The organism is Actinocorallia lasiicapitis, assembly GCF_054778695.1.
Genome location: NZ_BAAGZI010000109.1, coordinates 1 through 16,124 on the forward strand (window position 1 = coordinate 1; position 16,124 = coordinate 16,124).

The 16,124-nt window shown below is 68.2% G+C and carries 15 protein-coding genes and 1 tRNA gene; 12 read left to right on the top strand and 4 right to left on the bottom strand.

What is annotated here, in order from left to right:
• The 3 genes from ACYVE7_RS14855 to pyk form a co-directional block, all read left to right on the top strand.
• Nucleotides 1-504, top strand: a 504-nt coding sequence (locus ACYVE7_RS14855) for an AfsA-related hotdog domain-containing protein (protein ID WP_460365269.1), incomplete at its 5' end; no start/stop codon positions are given.
• A gap of 215 nt (nt 505-719) precedes the next feature.
• The gene (locus ACYVE7_RS14860; protein ID WP_460365270.1) at nt 720-1,952 is read left to right on the top strand and encodes an MFS transporter; all 1,233 of its coding nucleotides are present in this window, start codon (nt 720-722) and stop codon (nt 1,950-1,952) included.
• Between the two features lie 53 nt (nt 1,953-2,005).
• Nucleotides 2,006-3,442, top strand: coding sequence for a pyruvate kinase (pyk, locus tag ACYVE7_RS14865; protein WP_460365271.1), 1,437 nt, complete (start codon nt 2,006-2,008; stop codon nt 3,440-3,442).
• Between the two features lie 111 nt (nt 3,443-3,553).
• Here pyk and ACYVE7_RS14870 read toward each other — a convergent pair.
• Nucleotides 3,554-3,627: transfer RNA gene (locus ACYVE7_RS14870), tRNA-Leu, on the bottom strand.
• 95 nt (nt 3,628-3,722) lie between these two features.
• Between ACYVE7_RS14870 and ACYVE7_RS14875 the strand changes: the two genes are divergently transcribed.
• The 9 genes from ACYVE7_RS14875 (at nt 3,723) to ACYVE7_RS14915 (ending at nt 12,286) form a co-directional block, all read left to right on the top strand.
• Nucleotides 3,723-4,343, top strand: a complete 621-nt coding sequence (locus ACYVE7_RS14875) for an ANTAR domain-containing response regulator (RefSeq protein WP_460365272.1) — start codon at nt 3,723-3,725, stop codon at nt 4,341-4,343.
• 198 nt (nt 4,344-4,541) lie between these two features.
• Nucleotides 4,542-5,711, top strand: coding sequence for a branched-chain amino acid ABC transporter substrate-binding protein (locus ACYVE7_RS14880; protein WP_460365273.1), 1,170 nt, complete (start codon nt 4,542-4,544; stop codon nt 5,709-5,711).
• A gap of 69 nt (nt 5,712-5,780) precedes the next feature.
• The gene (locus ACYVE7_RS14885; RefSeq protein ID WP_460365274.1) at nt 5,781-6,755 is read left to right on the top strand and encodes a branched-chain amino acid ABC transporter permease; all 975 of its coding nucleotides are present in this window, start codon (nt 5,781-5,783) and stop codon (nt 6,753-6,755) included.
• Nucleotides 6,752-7,945: a branched-chain amino acid ABC transporter permease gene (locus tag ACYVE7_RS14890; protein ID WP_460365275.1), complete on the top strand. Its 1,194-nt coding sequence runs from the start codon at nt 6,752-6,754 to the stop codon at nt 7,943-7,945. Before ACYVE7_RS14885 ends, ACYVE7_RS14890 begins: the two co-directional genes overlap by 4 nt.
• A complete protein-coding gene (locus ACYVE7_RS14895; RefSeq protein ID WP_460365276.1) occupies nt 7,942-8,766 on the top strand; it encodes an ABC transporter ATP-binding protein in 825 nt (274 codons plus the stop codon). Before ACYVE7_RS14890 ends, ACYVE7_RS14895 begins: the two co-directional genes overlap by 4 nt.
• The gene (locus tag ACYVE7_RS14900; RefSeq protein WP_460365277.1) at nt 8,756-9,526 is read left to right on the top strand and encodes an ABC transporter ATP-binding protein; all 771 of its coding nucleotides are present in this window, start codon (nt 8,756-8,758) and stop codon (nt 9,524-9,526) included. Before ACYVE7_RS14895 ends, ACYVE7_RS14900 begins: the two co-directional genes overlap by 11 nt.
• Nucleotides 9,527-9,699: 173 nt before the next feature.
• Nucleotides 9,700-10,611, top strand: a complete 912-nt coding sequence (locus tag ACYVE7_RS14905; protein WP_460365278.1) for an ABC transporter substrate-binding protein — start codon at nt 9,700-9,702, stop codon at nt 10,609-10,611.
• Complete coding sequence (locus ACYVE7_RS14910) at nt 10,611-11,510, top strand: amino acid ABC transporter permease (RefSeq protein ID WP_460365279.1); 900 nt, start codon at nt 10,611-10,613, stop codon at nt 11,508-11,510. The genes ACYVE7_RS14905 and ACYVE7_RS14910 overlap by 1 nt, the downstream gene beginning before the upstream one ends.
• On the top strand, nt 11,507-12,286 hold the full coding sequence (locus ACYVE7_RS14915; protein ID WP_460365280.1) for an amino acid ABC transporter ATP-binding protein: 780 nt from the start codon (nt 11,507-11,509) through the stop codon (nt 12,284-12,286). The genes ACYVE7_RS14910 and ACYVE7_RS14915 overlap by 4 nt, the downstream gene beginning before the upstream one ends.
• A gap of 61 nt (nt 12,287-12,347) precedes the next feature.
• On the opposite strand, the gene ACYVE7_RS14920 is transcribed toward ACYVE7_RS14915, so the two are convergent.
• The 3 genes from ACYVE7_RS14920 to polA form a co-directional block, all read right to left on the bottom strand.
• On the bottom strand, nt 12,348-12,893 hold the full coding sequence (locus ACYVE7_RS14920) for a DUF4352 domain-containing protein (RefSeq protein WP_460365281.1): 546 nt from the start codon (nt 12,891-12,893) through the stop codon (nt 12,348-12,350).
• Between the two features lie 295 nt (nt 12,894-13,188).
• Nucleotides 13,189-14,349 carry a D-alanyl-D-alanine carboxypeptidase family protein gene (locus tag ACYVE7_RS14925; RefSeq protein WP_460365282.1) on the bottom strand — a complete coding sequence of 387 codons (1,161 nt, stop codon included), beginning with the start codon at nt 14,347-14,349 and terminating at the stop codon, nt 13,189-13,191.
• Nucleotides 14,350-14,467: 118 nt separating this feature from the next.
• Nucleotides 14,468-16,124: DNA polymerase I (gene polA, locus ACYVE7_RS14930; protein ID WP_460365283.1), on the bottom strand; the 1,657-nt coding region annotated here is incomplete at its 5' end.

Here is a 16,124-nt window from a genome sequence, read left to right on the forward strand (position 1 = left end):
TTCGCCTGGGCCGACGAACGGGCCTGGCGAAGGCTCCGCACCCTGCACCGCGCCCGCTACGGGCTGCCCGAACACCCCGAACCGCTGCCCCGCACCGGCACCTTCCCCGCCGCCCGCGGCGTCGGCCGCACCTCCGACGGCAACGTCGTCATCGCCGACCCCGCCTGGACGCGCGGCAACGCCACCGCCAAGCTCTCCCTCGACCCCGCCAACCCCGCCATGTTCGAACGGCTCCCCGGCCACATCACCGGGCTCGCGCTGGTCGAGGCGGCCCGGCAGAGCGCCCTGTGGGCGCTGTCCCGGCATCTCGCACTGCCCACGGGACAGCTCGCGATCACCGGCCTGGACACGGTCTTCGACACCGTCGGCGAACTCGACGTCCCCGCCACCTGCGAAGCCACCGTCACCGCCGACCGGGGCGGACGCGGCGCCGTCACCGTCCGGATCCTCCAGCGGGACCGCGCCCTCGCCACCGCCTCCGTCGAGGCCGTCCGCACCCTCTGACGGGGTGTGACGAGCGACACCACCGAGCCGGGCATGAGACCGATCATTCCCGGCGTTTTGGCTATGACCGAAACATGTCTGTAACGTAAGACTTTCTGACCGCACGGCGGCCGTCCACTGGGCGGTATCTACCCCGGTCCGACGCCCTGATCATGACGGCGTCCGGGGGAGACACACCGGGTTCCGTCACGACCGACGACGGAGACCCGGAAACCTTGAAGTCCTATCTCGCAGTGCTCGGCGCCCCCGGCGCCTGGCGCTTCCTGCTCCCCGCCCTGCTCGCCAGGCTCCCGTTCGCGATGCTCCAGATCGGCATCCTGCTGCTGGTCGAATGGGCCACCGGCTCCTACGCATGGGGCGGAGCCGCCTCGGCCGCCGCCGCGATCGCCCAGGCCGTCATCGGCCCGCAGACCGGCCGGCTCGCCGACCGGCACGGCCAGGCCAAAGTGCTGCTCCCGCAGGTCGCGGTGCACGCGTTCCTGCTCAGCGGGCTGCTCATCCTCGCCCAGGGCAAGGCCGCACCGCTCGTCCTGACCTTCATGGCCTGCCTCGCCGGAGCCACCCTCCCGCAGGTCGGCTCCATGGTCAGAGCCCGCTGGGCCCACCTCCTCGGCCCCGACGAGGTCGGCACCGCGTTCGCCGTCGAATCCATCACCGACGAGCTGACCTTCACGATCGCGCCGATCATCCTGATCGCCGTCGCCACCGGCGCCAGCCCCGTCTGGGCGCTCGGCGTCGGCCTCGTGCTGATCGTCGTCGGGACGGTCTGGTTCGCGGCCGTCAGGACCGGCGCGCCCGCACCCGTCCTCCACACCGGCGGAGGCGGCACCGGAGTCCTGCGGATGCGCGGAGTCGCCGTGCTGGCCGGCGCGCTGCTGGCCGTCGGCACCGTCTTCGGCTCCCTCCAGGTCGGGATCACCGCGCTCACCGCCGAACTCGGCCGCCCCGGCGCCGCCGGACTGATCTACGGCACCTTCTCCGCGGGCAGCATGGTCGGCGGGCTCGCCTACGGCGCGCTGCGCTGGAAGAGCAGCCTGACCCGCCGGATGATCCTGCTGCTGGTCCTCCTGTCGGCCGCCGTGGTCCTGCCGCTCCTCGCCCACTCCATCGGCCCGATGTACGGGGCCGCCGCCGTCGCCGGAATCGTCATCGCGCCCTGCGTGATCACCGGGTACACCCTCCTGGACGGGCTGGTGCCCGCCAACGTCAGGACCGAGGCCTACACCTGGCTCAACGGGGCCATCGGGCTCGGTATCGCCACCGGCGCGGCCGTCGGCGGACAGCTCGTCGACGCCTACGGGCCGTCCTCGGCGTTCCTGTTCCCGCCCCTGACCACCGCGTTGGCCGCCGGACTGGTCTTCGCGCTGCGCCACGACCTGACGCCGCTCCCGCGTGGTCTAGGCCATGGTCTAGACCACGCTGGGAAGTCTCTGGTGAACAGTCAGTGATGACTAGCTGCAGAAATACCAGTACCAGTCAGTAACTACCTAGGGTGTGTTGCGTGAGTCGTCGCGCGAAAATCGTCAGCACCATAGGTCCGGCCTGCTCGAGCAGGGAACAGATCCTCGCCCTCGTGAGAGCAGGGATCGACGTGGCCCGCCTCAACATGAGCCACGGATCCTACGAAGGGCACGAAAAGGTCTATCGCTACCTCCGGGAGGCCGCGGACAGCACCGGCCGGGGCATCGGCATCCTCGCCGACCTCCAAGGCCCCAAGATCCGCCTCGGACGCTTCCCGGAGGGCCCCGTCCGCCTCAACGTCGGCGACGAGTTCACGATCACCATCGAGGAGGTGCCGGGCAACCGCAAGGAGGTCTCCACCACCTACAAGGGCCTGCCCGGTGACGTCGCCCCCGGCGACTCCGTCCTCATCGATGACGGCAAGGTCTCGCTGCGCGTCAAGTCCGTCGACGGGCCCCGCGTCCTCACCGAGGTCGTCGTCGGCGGCATGGTCTCCGACAACAAGGGCCTCAACCTGCCGGGCGTCGCCGTCAGCGTGCCCGCCCTCACCGAGAAGGACGAGGCCGACCTCCGCTGGGCGCTGCGCATCGGCGTCGACATGGTCGCCCTGTCCTTCGTCCGCAACGCCGCCGACGCCCAGGAGTGCTACCGGATCATGGACGAGGAGGGCGTCCGCGTCCCCCTCATCGCCAAGATCGAGAAGCCGCAGGCCGTCGCCGCGCTCCCCGAGATCGTCGACGCCTTCGACTCGATCATGGTCGCCCGCGGCGACCTCGGCGTCGAGCTGCCCCTGGAGCAGGTCCCGATCGTCCAGAAGCGCGCCATCGAACTCTGCCGCGAGAAGGCCCACCCGGTCATCGTCGCCACCCAGATGCTCGAATCCATGATCAGTGCCCCCCGCCCGACCCGCGCGGAGGCCTCGGACGTCGCCAACGCCGTCTTCGACGGAGCCGACGCCGTCATGCTGTCGGGCGAGACCGCCGTCGGCCAGTACCCCATCGAAGCCGTCCAGACCATGGGCCGGATCGCGGAGGCGGCCGAGGGCACCTTCCTCACCCTCGACCCGTCCCTGGAACGCGTCCCGGAGACGGTCGGCGGCGCCATCGCCCGCGCGGCCGCCGAGGTCGGCGCGATCGTCGGCGCGAAGGCCCTCGTCGCGTTCACCATGTCGGGTGAGACCGCCCGCCGCCTGTCCCGCTACCGCAGCCCGATCCCGCTGCTGGCTTTCACGAGCGTCCAGCGCACCCGCAGCCAGCTCTCCCTCACCTGGGGCGTCGAGACCTTCATCGTCGACCACGTCAACCACACCGACGAAATGGTCCGCCAGGTCGAGCAGGCCCTCCTGGAGATCGGCCGCTGCCAGAAGGGCGACCGCGTCGTCATCGTCGCCGGCTCCCCTCCCGGCACCGTCGGCTCCACCAACGCCCTCCGAGTCCACCGCATAGGCGACGCCATAGCCCACGCCCTCACCACCTGACGCTTCGCCCCGAGAACCCCGGAACCCCGCGTGGGGCTCCGGGGTTCTCCTATCCGACTAGGTGACGTACGACAAAACCGCCGCCCAGCTGGGCGGCGGCTTCGTTGTTTGTGCCCCGGGTGGGACTCGAACCCACAACAAACAGGTTTTGAATCTGCGTCCTCTGCCAATTGGGATACCGAGGCATTATTCGGACATTTGGTTCCGCCTGGCCATCGAGCGGTGCACAGACAGCCTCCTGGCCGGGCACCAGGGTACAGGGTTTCGGTAGGGTCGGGGCGTGAGCGAGAGCGGTAGGCGAGTTGTCATTGCGGAAGACGAGGCTCTGATCCGGCTGGATCTCAAGGAGATGCTCGAGGAGGACGGGTATCGGGTCGTGGGGGAGGCCGGGGACGGGGAGACGGCCGTCAAGATGGCGAGCGAGCTCCGGCCCGACCTGGTGATCCTGGACGTCAAGATGCCGATCCTGGACGGGATCTCGGCGGCCGAGCGGATCGCGGGGGAGCGGATCGCGCCCGTGGTCATGCTGACGGCGTTCTCGCAGCGCGAGCTGGTGGAGCGGGCGCGTGAGGCCGGGGCGATGGCCTATCTGGTGAAGCCGTTCCAGAAGGCGGACCTCGTGCCGGCGATCGAGATGGCGGTGTCCAGGTACGACGAGATCAAGCAGCTCGAGTCCGAGGTGACCTCCCTCAAGGAGCGGCTGGAGACCAGGAAGATCGTCGACCGGGCCAAGGGGCGGCTCCAGACCCAGCACGGCTGGACCGAGCCGGAGGCGTTCCGCTGGATCCAGAAGACCTCGATGGACCGCCGGCTGACGATGCGGTCGGTGGCCGAAGCGGTGATCGAGGCACCTGCTCAGACGGCTGCTCCGGAGGCCGGAGAGGCCCCTGAAGCCCCCTGAGCGGAAAGTTTTGCACTGTTACATGCCCGTTTCGGAGGTTTTTATTAGATCGCGACAAGGTCACGAGTGTGCATCACGATGTGTGAAGAACCGGCTCTGATCTGGTGTTCAGCTCACTTAATGAGTACGTTTCGGCCATCCAGTCCCATGCGAGCTCCCGCATCGAAGCGGAAGAGAGCTCTACGAAGGAGACCCGGCATGAAGCGTGTTCCCCCCGCGATGCGTCTGATCGCAGTGGTCGGCGCAGCGAGCCTTGCGCTCACCGCGTGCGGCGGCAGTGATGACAAGGGATCGGGCGGTGGTTCCGAGGTCAGCATCGGCCTGATGGGCGACCTGACCGGCGAGAACGCGGGTATCGTCAAGCCCATCGAGAACGCGGCGAAGCTGGCGATCGACGAGTACAACGCCACGAACCCGAAGACGAAGATCAAGCTGATCTCGTACGACAGCCAGGCCAAGGCCGACCAGGCCGTGTCCCTCGCCAAGGGCGCCATCACCAACGACAAGATCGTCGGCCTGATCGGCCCGGCGTTCTCCGGTGAGTCGGCCTCCGTGGCTCCGCTGCTCGAAGAGGCGAAGATCCCGAGCGTCTCGGCCTCCGCGACCAACGCCGCGCTGGCGAAGTCGAGCTGGAAGTACTGGCACCGGGTCATCCCGAACGACGACGTCCAGGGTGCGGGCATCGGTGGCTTCATCACCTCCGGCCTGAGCGCCAAGAAGGTCTTCATCATCAACGACAAGTCCACCTACGGTGAGCCGCTGGGCGCGACGGTCAAGTCGACCGTCGAGGCCGCGGGCGCGACCACCAAGGTCGACTCGATCGACATCAAGGGCTCCGACTACTCGGCCGCGGTCAACAACGCCAAGGCGTTCGCTCCCGACGCGGTGTTCTTCGCCGGCTACTACGCCCAGGGCGGCAAGCTGCTCAAGCAGCTCCGTGAGGGTGGCGTGAAGGCCAAGTTCGTCTCCGGCGACGGTTCGCTGGACGCCGGTCTGGCCAAGGGTGCCGGTGCGGCCAACGCGGTCGACACCTACGTCGGCTGCCCCTGCCTGATCGACCCGGACGGCAGCCAGGGCGAGGCTTCCAAGAAGTTCGCCGCTGACTACTCCGCGAAGTTCGGCACCCCGCCGGCGATCTACTCGGCTGAGGCCTACGACACCGCGACGGTCTTCATCAACGCGGTCAAGGACGGCAAGACCACGGCCGAGGAGATCAACGAGTACATCAAGACCGTTGACTTCACCGGTGTCAGCCACGGCATCAAGTTCCAGGAGAACGGTGAGGTCGCGGCCAAGGACGTCTACATCTACAAGGTCGATGGCGAGAAGCTGCCGCTGCTCGGCAAGTCCGACGCTGCCAAGGGCTAAGCGCTAGACGCTTCGCAGGGCTTTGGGGCGGGAACCCCCTGATGGGTTCCCGCCCCTTCTCACGAGGGTGTGACTGACTTGCTCAACGACTTCATTGACCAGTTTTGGTCCTCCACGGTCGACGGCCTGGCGCTGGGTTCCATCTACGCGCTGGTCGCTCTCGGCTACACGATGGTCTATGGCGTACTCCGCCTGATCAACTTCGCGCACTCCGAGATCTTCATGATCGGCTCGTTCGCCGCGATCTTCGTGGTGCAGAGCTTCGGGTTCGCCAATGTCGGCGGCCTTGCGCTGGTCGGCGCGGTTCTGCTCATGGCGGTGGCGGCGGGCACGGTTTCGGGTGCGAGCGCGGTAGCGCTCGAACGGATCGCCTACCGGCCGTTGCGGCGGCGGGGCGCGTCCCGGCTGGCCGCGCTCATCTCGGCGATCGGTGCGTCGCTCTTCCTGCAGCAGCTCTTCGCCCGCGTGGTGATCCCGGGAGTCTTCGACGTTCCCAAGGAGCAGGGCGCGCTGCCGGTGCAGGCCCACTTCGTCGAGAAGAAGGACCTGATCTCGATCGGGGACTTCGTGGTCCGCAACGACAAGCTGATCGTGTTCGTCGGGGCGATCCTGATGATGGTCGCGCTGGACCAGTTCGTCACCAGGACGAAGCTGGGCCGCGGGATCCGCGCCACGGCGCAGGACCCGGAGACCTCGGTGCTCATGGGCGTCAACATCGACCGGATCGTGACGGCGACGTTCGCGATCGGTGGTGCGATGGCCGGGGTGGCCGCCGCGCTGTACGTGATGCGCTTTGAGGACTCGAACTATTTCGTCGGCTTCCTGCTGGGCATCAAGGCCTTCACGGCGGCCGTGCTCGGCGGTATCGGCAACCTGCGTGGTGCGCTGGTCGGCGGGCTCGTGCTGGGGTTGGTCGAGATGTACGGATCGTCGATCTTCACCAGTGAGTGGAAGGACGTCGTGGCGTTCTCGGTTCTGATCCTGGTCCTGATCTTCCGTCCCACCGGCATTCTCGGTGAATCCCTGCAGCAGGCGCGCGCATGAGTACTCTCGCTAGGGCCACTGAGCCCGTCAAGAAGGCTTTCTCCCCGCTCAACGCCGGGATGGAGCGGTTGCACGAATGGTGGGCGGTTCAGCGCGGCCCGGTCCGCTGGACGGTGTACGTCCTGCTGATCGTCGCGGCGCTGCTGCTCCCCAACCAGGCGATCGGCTCGTTCATGTCGCCGGACACCGACTGGAGCACGATCCTGCTGTTCCCGATCGGCGGCTACATTCTGCTGGCGATCGGTCTGAACGTCGTGGTCGGCCAGGCCGGTCTGCTGGACCTCGGCTATGTCGCGTTCTTCGCGGTCGGCGGCTACACGATGGCGATCCTCGGCAAGAACTTCGGCTGGAACTTCTGGGAGATCATCATCGCCGGCGTGCTGGTGTCGGCGGCTTCGGGCATTCTGCTCGGCGCGCCGACGCTGCGGCTGCGCGGCGACTATCTGGCGATCGTGACCCTCGGTTTCGGGGAGATCATCCGGATCGTCGCGGTGAACACCGGGTATGTGGGCGGTCCGAACGGCATGGCCGGCATTCCGCACCCGCCGACCCTCACCGACTGGGAGTTCCCGGACAACGCGTTCTTCGAAACGTTCGATCTCGCCGGGGTCGCTCCGCTGAAGTACGGCGCTCTTGAGGCCAGGTCGTACTGGTACATCATGGTGCTGGCGATCTTCGTGGCGATCGTGTTCACCAAGCGTCTGGAGAAGTCCCGGGTGGGACGGGCCTGGGCCGCGATCCGTGAGGACGAGGACGCCGCCGAGCTGATGGGCGTCCCGACCTTCAAGTTCAAGCTGGGCGCGTTCGCGATCGGTGCCGCGCTGGGCGGTCTGTCGGGCGTGCTCTACGGCTCCAAGCAGACGTCGATCACCCCTGAGGACTTCACGTTCATCCTGTCGGCGACCTTCCTGGCCGCCGTGGTGCTGGGTGGTTCCGGCAATCTGCCGGGTGTGATCGCGGGTGCGTTCCTGATCGGATGGCTGCCGGAGCGGCTGCGCGGTCTGGCGGACTACCGCGTCATGTTCTTCGGGGCGGCTCTGGTGCTGATGATGATCCTGCGCCCTGAGGGCCTGATCCCGTCGCGGCAGCGGAAAGCCGAGCTGACGGAGGGGACAGGCGGTATGGGCAGTCTGGGCGCCGAAGTCGGCGGTCCTGGCGGCGCCCACGTGGAAGTCGAGGTGGCGAAGTGAAGGGCCTGAACAGGAAGGGCACGGTTCCCGAGCCGCGTCCCGAGGCGGCCGGCGCGCTGCTGGAGCTGCGTTCGATCACGATGCGGTTCGGCGGCCTGACCGCGATCAACGGGCTCGACCTGCACCTCAACCAGGGTGAGATCTTCGCTCTGATCGGTCCGAACGGCGCCGGCAAGACGACGGTCTTCAACGTCATCACCGGCGTGTACCAGCCGACCGAGGGCGCCGTCATGTTCGACGGCGGCCAGCTCAACGGCAAGAAGCGCTACCAGGTCACCAAGGCCGGGGTGGCGCGGACGTTCCAGAACATCCGGCTGTTCCACAACATGACCGCGATCGAGAACGTGCTCGTCGGCGCCGACGCCCACCACAAGACCGGGATCGCGGGAGCCTCGCTGGGCCTGCCGTGGCACCGCAAGGAGGAGCGCGACGGCCGGGAGCTCGCACGGGAGCTGCTGGAGTTCGTGGGGGTCGGGCATCGCGGTGAGGAAGCCGCGAAGAACCTGCCCTACGGCGACCAGCGGCGGCTGGAGATCGCGCGGGCGCTGGCGACCAAGCCGAAGCTGCTGCTGCTCGACGAGCCCGCGGCCGGGATGAACCCGGCCGAGAAGGAGTCGCTGCAGGAGCTGATCCGCAAGATCCGCGACTCGGGTCCGACGGTGCTGCTCATCGAGCACGACATGAGCCTCGTCATGGGGATCAGCGACCGGATCGCGGTCATCGACTTCGGTCAGAAGATCGCCGAGGGGCTGCCGCGCGAGGTGCAGTCGAACCCTCGGGTCATCGAGGCTTACCTGGGGGCTCCGTCCGATGCTTCTTGAGATTCAGGACGCGCGCGTCCACTACGGCAAGGTCGAGGCGCTCAAGGGCATCTCGCTCGAGGTCAACGAGGGTGAGATCGTCACGCTGATCGGCGCGAACGGCGCCGGCAAGTCGACGACCCTGAAGACCATCTCCGGGGTCCGGCGGATGACGTCGGGCAAGGTCCTGTTCGAGGGCGAGGACATCTCGGGGATGCCCGGCCACAAGCGGGTGCTGGTCGGGATCGGCCAGTCGCCCGAGGGCCGCGGCGTCTACCCCGGTATGACGGTCGAGGACAACCTGCTCATGGGCGCGTACTCGCGCAAGGGCAAGAACTTCGACCAGGACATGGCCGAGGTGTACGAGCTGTTCCCGCGGCTGGCCGAACGCAAGTCGCAGTTCGGCGGCACGATGTCGGGCGGCGAGCAGCAGATGGTCGCCATCGGCCGGGCGCTGATGGCCAAGCCGAAGGTGCTGCTGCTCGACGAGCCGTCGATGGGTCTGGCGCCGAAGCTGGTCCAGCAGATCTTCGCGATCATCGAGGAGATCAACCGTCGTGGCACGACGGTGCTGCTGGTCGAGCAGAACGCCCAGCAGGCGCTGAAGCTCGCGCACCGGGCGTACGTGCTGGAGACCGGGAAGATCGTGAAGTCGGCCCCCGCGGCCGAGCTGCTCGACGACCCGGCCGTCCGCGCCGCCTACCTCGGCGGGCATCTGGAAGAGCCGCAGGACGTGCCGGAGGAAGTGGCCGGCGACGGCCCTGACCTGGGCAAGGCCTAGTTCACGAGACGTCCGCGCCCTGGGAGTGGTCCCGGGGCGCGGACGTTTTCCATAACACGGACGTAGCGAGATCGGTACCTACTCTTCACCGGTTTGACCTGCTGCGACGCGAAGATATCCTGCACCCACTCTTGATCTGTGAGAGATCTGTACCCCCTTTGGAGGAATGCCCAGTGAATTCCGGTTCTGCGGCCCGCCGCTCGATCGCCGCCGGCGCCCTGATCCTCGTGGGCTCCCTCGGCCTCGCCGCCTGCGGCGAGAAGAAGGATGACGACACCGCGGCCAAGCCGGCGATCACCGCCACCGGCGGCCCCGACGCCGCGCTCGCCGCCCTCGTGCCCGACGATGTGAAGGCCGATGGCGTCATCAAGGTCGGCACGGACTCCTCTTACGCCCCGAACGAGTACCTGGACACCGACGGCAAGACCATCGTCGGCTGGGACAAGGAACTCTTCGACGCCGTCGCCGCGAAGCTCGGCCTCAAGACCGAGTTCGTGACCAGCAACTTCACCGACATCGTTCCCGGCGTCGCCAGCTCCGGCAAGTACGAGGCCGGTGTCTCCTCCTTCACCATCAACGCCGATCGTCTGAAGGAGGTGTCGATGGTCAGCTACTACAGCGCGGGCACCCTCTGGTTCACCAAGGCCGGCGCCACCATCGACACCAAGGACGTCTGCGGCAAGAAGATCGCGGTGCAGACCGGCACCGTCCAGGACGAGGAGATGGAGGCCAAGTCCAAGCAGTGCGTCAAGGACGGCAAGGCCAAGATCACCATCGACAAGTACCAGAAGCAGGACCAGGCCACCGCCTCGGTCGCTTCCGGCAAGGACGACGCGGGCCTCGCGGACTCTCCGATCGCGGCGTACGCGGTCAAGAAGTCCGAGGGCGCCCTGGCCGCGGCCGGCGAGATCTACGACGCCGCCCCCTACGGCTTCGTCACCAAGAAGGGCTCCAAGCTCGCCGAGGCCATCGCGGGCGCCACGAAGGCGCTGATCGCGGACGGCACCTACAAGGCGATCCTGGAGAAGTGGGGCGTTGAGGGCGGCGCTCTCACCACCGACCCCGCGGTCGACCCGGCCGTCTGATGACGCTGGACAAAACACCCGAACGGGCACGGCCTGAAGCAGTCAAGGCCGTGCCCGTGCGGCACCCGGGACGCTGGGCGGCTGTCGTCGTCATCGCGATCCTCGCCGCGCAGTTCGTGCACATGCTCGTCACGAACAAGGCTTTCCGCTGGTCGTACATCGTTGACAACGCCTTCCGGCCGCCCGTCATCGAGGGCGTCCGCACCACGATCATCCTGACGATCCTGTCGATGATCATCGGCGTGCTGGTCGGCATCGTCGTCGCCGTGATGCGGCTGTCGGACAACCCCGTGCTCCGCGGGGTGGCCTTCGTGTACACCTGGTTCTTCCGTGCCGTGCCGCGCATCGTGCTGATGGTGCTGTTCGGCAACATGGGCGTCCTGTACGCCCAGTACAGCGTCGGGCTGCCGTTCACCGCGCAGCTTTCCGACCTGATGGGCGTCGACATCAACGGGACCCTGTTCTCGGTTGACGCGAATACGATCATGTCCGGGTTCATGGCGGGCCTGCTGGGCCTGGCCCTGTCCGAGGCCGCCTACATGGCGGAGATCGTCAGGGCGGGTCTGCTCTCGGTCGACGAGGGACAGACCGAGGCCGCCAGCGCGCTCGGCATGTCGAAGTTCCAGATCATGCGACGGATCGTGCTGCCCCAGGCGATGCGCGTGATCGTCCCGCCCACCGGCAACGAGACCATCTCGATGCTGAAGGACACCGCGCTCGTCGCGTACGTACCCGTCACCAACGAGCTGTTCTTCCAGCTCCAGGCGATCGGCGCTCGCGAGTTCAAGCAGTTCCCGATGCTGATCGCCGCCTGCGGCTGGTATCTGGTGCTGACCAGCGTCCTGATGGTCGGCCAGTACTACCTCGAACGGCACTACTCCAAGGGGAGCACCCGATGACGGCGGAGACCCCCTCGGACGTGATGGTCAAGGCCGAGAACGTCCACAAGTACTTCGGCAAGGTGGAAGTGCTGAAGGGCATCGACCTGGAGGTGAGGGCCGGTGAGGTGATGTGCGTCGTCGGGCCGTCCGGCTCCGGCAAGTCGACCTTCCTGCGCTGCATCAACCACCTGGAGAAGCTCAGCGGCGGGCGGCTCTACGTCAACGGGCACCTCGTGGGCTACAAGGAGAAGAACGGCAAGCTCCACGAGCTCCGCGACACCGAGGTCAGCGAGCAGCGCCGCGAGATCGGGATGGTCTTCCAGAAGTTCAACCTGTTCCCGCACATGACGGCCCTCCAGAACGTCATGGAAGCGCCCTGCTGTGTGAAGAAGCAGAACAAGGCGCAAGTCAAGGCACGCGCCGAGGAGCTGCTGACCAGGGTCGGGCTGGCCGACCGGATGCAGAACTACCCGTCGCAGCTTTCAGGCGGGCAGCAGCAGCGGGTGGCGATCGCCCGGGCGCTGGCGATGGACCCCGCGCTGATGCTGTTCGACGAGCCGACCTCGGCCCTCGACCCCGAACTGGTGGGCGAGGTCCTCGAGGTGATGAAGCAGCTCGCCGCCGACGGCATGACCATGGTCGTGGTCACCCACGAGATGGGGTTCGCGCGCGAGGTCGGCGACACGCTCGTCTTCATGGACGGCGGTGTCGTGGTGGAGACGGGCGCCCCCCGCGACGTCCTCGCCAACCCGCAGCACCCCCGGACCCGCGAGTTCCTCTCCAAGGTCCTCTGACGACACGCCGGCACACGCCGCGGGAGCCCCGGACGGTCATCCGTCCGGGGCTCCGCCCGTCTCAGGGCAGGGGGAAGTCGGCGGTCGGCGGGTCGTTCACCGAGTAGGGCGACGTGCCGAGCAGCTTCACCGTCCGCGGGACGGCGGCCGCGTCGATGTCCCACCACAGATCGAACTCGACCCGCACGTTCGCGCCGATCTCCACCTCGTCCAGGGGCTGGCGTTTGAGGCGCATCGTCTCGGTGTCGGGCGGGTGGGTGCGGCCGTCGGCCGTGGCCAGGCGCTGCTCGCCGATGTGCAGGTAGAAGTTGGTGCGGCCGGTGTTGCGGACCGCGATCCTGACCCTGACGTCCTGCCCGTGCACCGACGGGATCTCGATATGGCTGCCCGCCACCGCCGTGATCCCCGTGGTGACGCCCAGCACCCGGAACTCGATCTCGCCGCTGGTGCGGGTCTGCGCCGGGTAGGCGCGTTCGTCGGGCCGGACGGTCCGCGCGGGCTCGTCGTACACCTCGGGGCGCGGCCCCTGATCGTCCGGCGTGCCGCCACAGCCCGCCAGCAGCACCCCGCAGCACACGACGACGGCCGCGAACCCGAAACGGATCATGGTTGCGACCCTACGCGCAGGCCCGGCCGCCGACCAGACCCTGCGGCGGAACCGGCAATGAGGACGGCCGAAAAGGGCACGGGCCTGGAAGCCGCCTTTGGGGCCGCATACCCCTTCCCCGGTCGTATGCGTTATCTACTCAGCGGTTTCCAGGCCCACTCCCGACACCGTAGCGAGCCGGACGGCTCTCGCGCAAAGGCTCTGGCTAACCGGGTACGAAACAGACCGAAACCCACAGGCTTATCCACAGCGCAACCACTCGTCCACAGGGCGGCCGTGAGAATTACACGCTCCGTCACCCCAGCCGGAGCGCGCGATCAAGGAAATCGGGTTCGGTGGGGCGGGCCGCCGGGATCAGCGGGACCGGTGGGGTTCCGGTCGCGGAGGTGGTTCCGGTCGTCAGGTTGGCGACACGTCCGGACAGCGCGGCGTGGACGGGGACGGTGCGGCCCGCCCAGCCGAGGACGGTGATGTCGGCGGGGGCCAGCAGCGCCGTCCGGTGGCCGAGCCCGGTGTCGAGCCGCGCGACGGTGTCGCCCTTGGCGGCGACCTTGATCCCGGTGACGGTGTCGTGGGCCGAGCGGATCAGGGTGCGGGCGGCGTCCAGGGCGGGCGCGGTGCCCTGCCCCGCGGGCTGGTGCAGGACCGCGCCGAAGATCAGGGTGCTGGCGGTGCCCTCGGTCTCACGGGCCGCGAACACGTAGTTGGCGCCCGCGACGCTCGTGTAGCCGGTCTTGCCGCCGATCACGCCGTCCTGGCCGAGGAGCTGGTTGCCCGCCTGCCTGGTCTCGCCGCTGGAGTCGGTGTAGGAGGTCAGGTTGACGATCTGCTCGAACTCCGGCAGCGCGAACGCCGCCTTGAGCAGCTTCACCTGGTCGGCGGCCGTGCTGACGGTGCTCGGCTCGTAGCCGCTCGGATCGGTGTACGTGGTGCCGGTCATGCCGAGCGCGCGGGCGGTGTCGTTCATCTTCGCGACGAACCCCGGCCCGTCGCCGGAGTCCCAGCGGGCGATCTCGTGGGCGATGTTGTTCGCCGACACCGTCATCAGCGCCTGAAGCGACTTGCGGACGGTGAACACCTCGCCGGCCCGCACGTTGATCAGGGTCTCGTCGCGTTTCTTGCGCCAGGGGAGCCGCGCCGCCTCCTCGGCTGAGACGGTGAAGGACGGGCCGTCCTGGCCGGGCGCGAGCGGATGCGCCTTCAGGAACAGATAGGCCGTCATGACTTTGGCGACGCTCGCCGTGGGGGTCGGGGTCTGCGCCCCGGACGCGGCCAGGGTGCCGAGCCCGTCCACCTCGACGGCCGCCTGCCCGCCCGCCGGCACCGCGACTTTCGGCTCGGTTCCGGGGAACACCTGCGTGGCGGGGATGGCCAGCAGTACCCGGGGGCCGGGCAGCGGCCGCACCATCTGCACCGCGATCACGACCAGCAGCGCCACCACGAGCACAGCGGGCACGAGCAAGACGTTCCGGCGCACAGGCCGCCCCCCGGTTCCCATGAAGAACCACGGTAGGCGGCCTGAGTGCCTGAATCGTCATGCTATGGGGGGATTGGCCATGATCAATTGGTCACGGTCAGTGGGCGGCGTCGTACCAGCTACGGCCGTGCCCCATCGAGACCTCGAGCGGCGCCGTCAGCGTGTAGGCCGACTCCATCTCCGTCCTGACCAGCTTGCGCAGCGGCTCCAGCTCGCCGGGGGACACCTCGAAGATCAGTTCGTCGTGGACCTGGAGCAGCATCCGCGACGTCAGATCAGAGGCCCGCAACGCGGCGTCCACCTTGATCATCGCGACCTTGATGATGTCGGCCGCCGACCCCTGGACCGGGGCGTTGAGCGCCATCCGCTCGGCCATCTCGCGCCGCTGCCGGTTGTCGGAGTTGAGGTCGGGCAGGTAGCGGCGGCGGCCGAGGATGGTCTCGGTGTAGCCGTCGCGCCTGGCCTCCGCGACGACCTGGCCGAGGTAGTCGCGGATCCCGCCGAACACCTCGAAGTACTCCTCCTTGAGCTGGCGCGCCTCACCGGGGGAGATCCGGAGCTGCTGCGACAGCCCGAACTCCGAGAGCCCGTAGGCCAGCCCGTAGTTCATCGCCTTGATCTTGCTGCGCAGCTCGGTGGTGACGTCCTGCGGCTCGACCGAGAACACCTTCGCCGCGGTGATCGTGTGGAAGTCCGCGCCGGACTCGAACGCCTCGATCAGCGCCTGGTCGCCGGAGAGATGTGCCATGATCCGCAGTTCGATCTGGCTGTAGTCGGCCGTCAGCAGGCACTCGTACCCGGATCCGACGGTGAACGCCTCCCGGATCTGGCGCCCTTCCTCGGTGCGGGCCGGGATGTTCTGCACGTTCGGATCGGTCGACGACAGACGCCCCGTCGCCGCGACGGTCTGGTTGAACGTGGTGTGGATCCGGCCGGTGTCGTCGGCCAGCGGGATCAGCGAATCGACGATCGACTTGAGCTTGGCGACCTCGCGCCAGCGCAGGATCCGCTCCAGCACCGGATGGCCGTCCCTCTCCAGGAGCGTGGTCAGCGCTTCGGAGTCGGTGGTGTAGCCCGTCTTGGTCTTCTTGGTCTTCGGCAGGTTCAGCTCGTCGAACAGCACCTGCTGGACCTGCTTGGGGGAGCCGAGGTTGAACTCGTGGCCGACCGCGTCGAACGCGCCCTGCTCCACCTCCTTGGCCTGGCCGCCGAGCGTGGCCGACAGACCGGCCAGATGGTCGCCGTCGACCGCGATCCCGGCCTGCTCCATCCGGGCGAGGATGTCGACCAGCGGCAGCTCCATGTCGGCGAGCAGCTTGGCCGCGCCACGCCGCTCCAGCTCGCCGTCCAGCGCCTCGGCCAGATCGACCACGGCACGGGCCCGCACCGCCAGCTCCTGGGCGGCCGAGTTCTCGTCGCCGCCGTCGAGGCTGAGCTGGCCGCTCTCCTCGGCCTCCTCGCGCAGCTCGCGGTGCAGGTAACGGAGCACCTGCTCGCCCAGGTCGTAGGCGCGCTGGTCGGGGGCGACCAGATAGGAGGACAGGGCGGTGTCGGCGATCCCGGCGACCGGCAGACCGCGTGCCGCGAAGGCCAGGAGCGGGCCCTTGGCGTCATGGATGACCTTGGTGGCGGCCGGATCGGCCAGCCATCCCGCCAGCGCCTGCTCGTCGGCAGGGTCGACGGCGGCCGGGTCGAAGTGGACGGCGTCGCCGTCGGCGGAGGCCAGCGCGATCGCGGTCAGCTCGCCGGTGCCA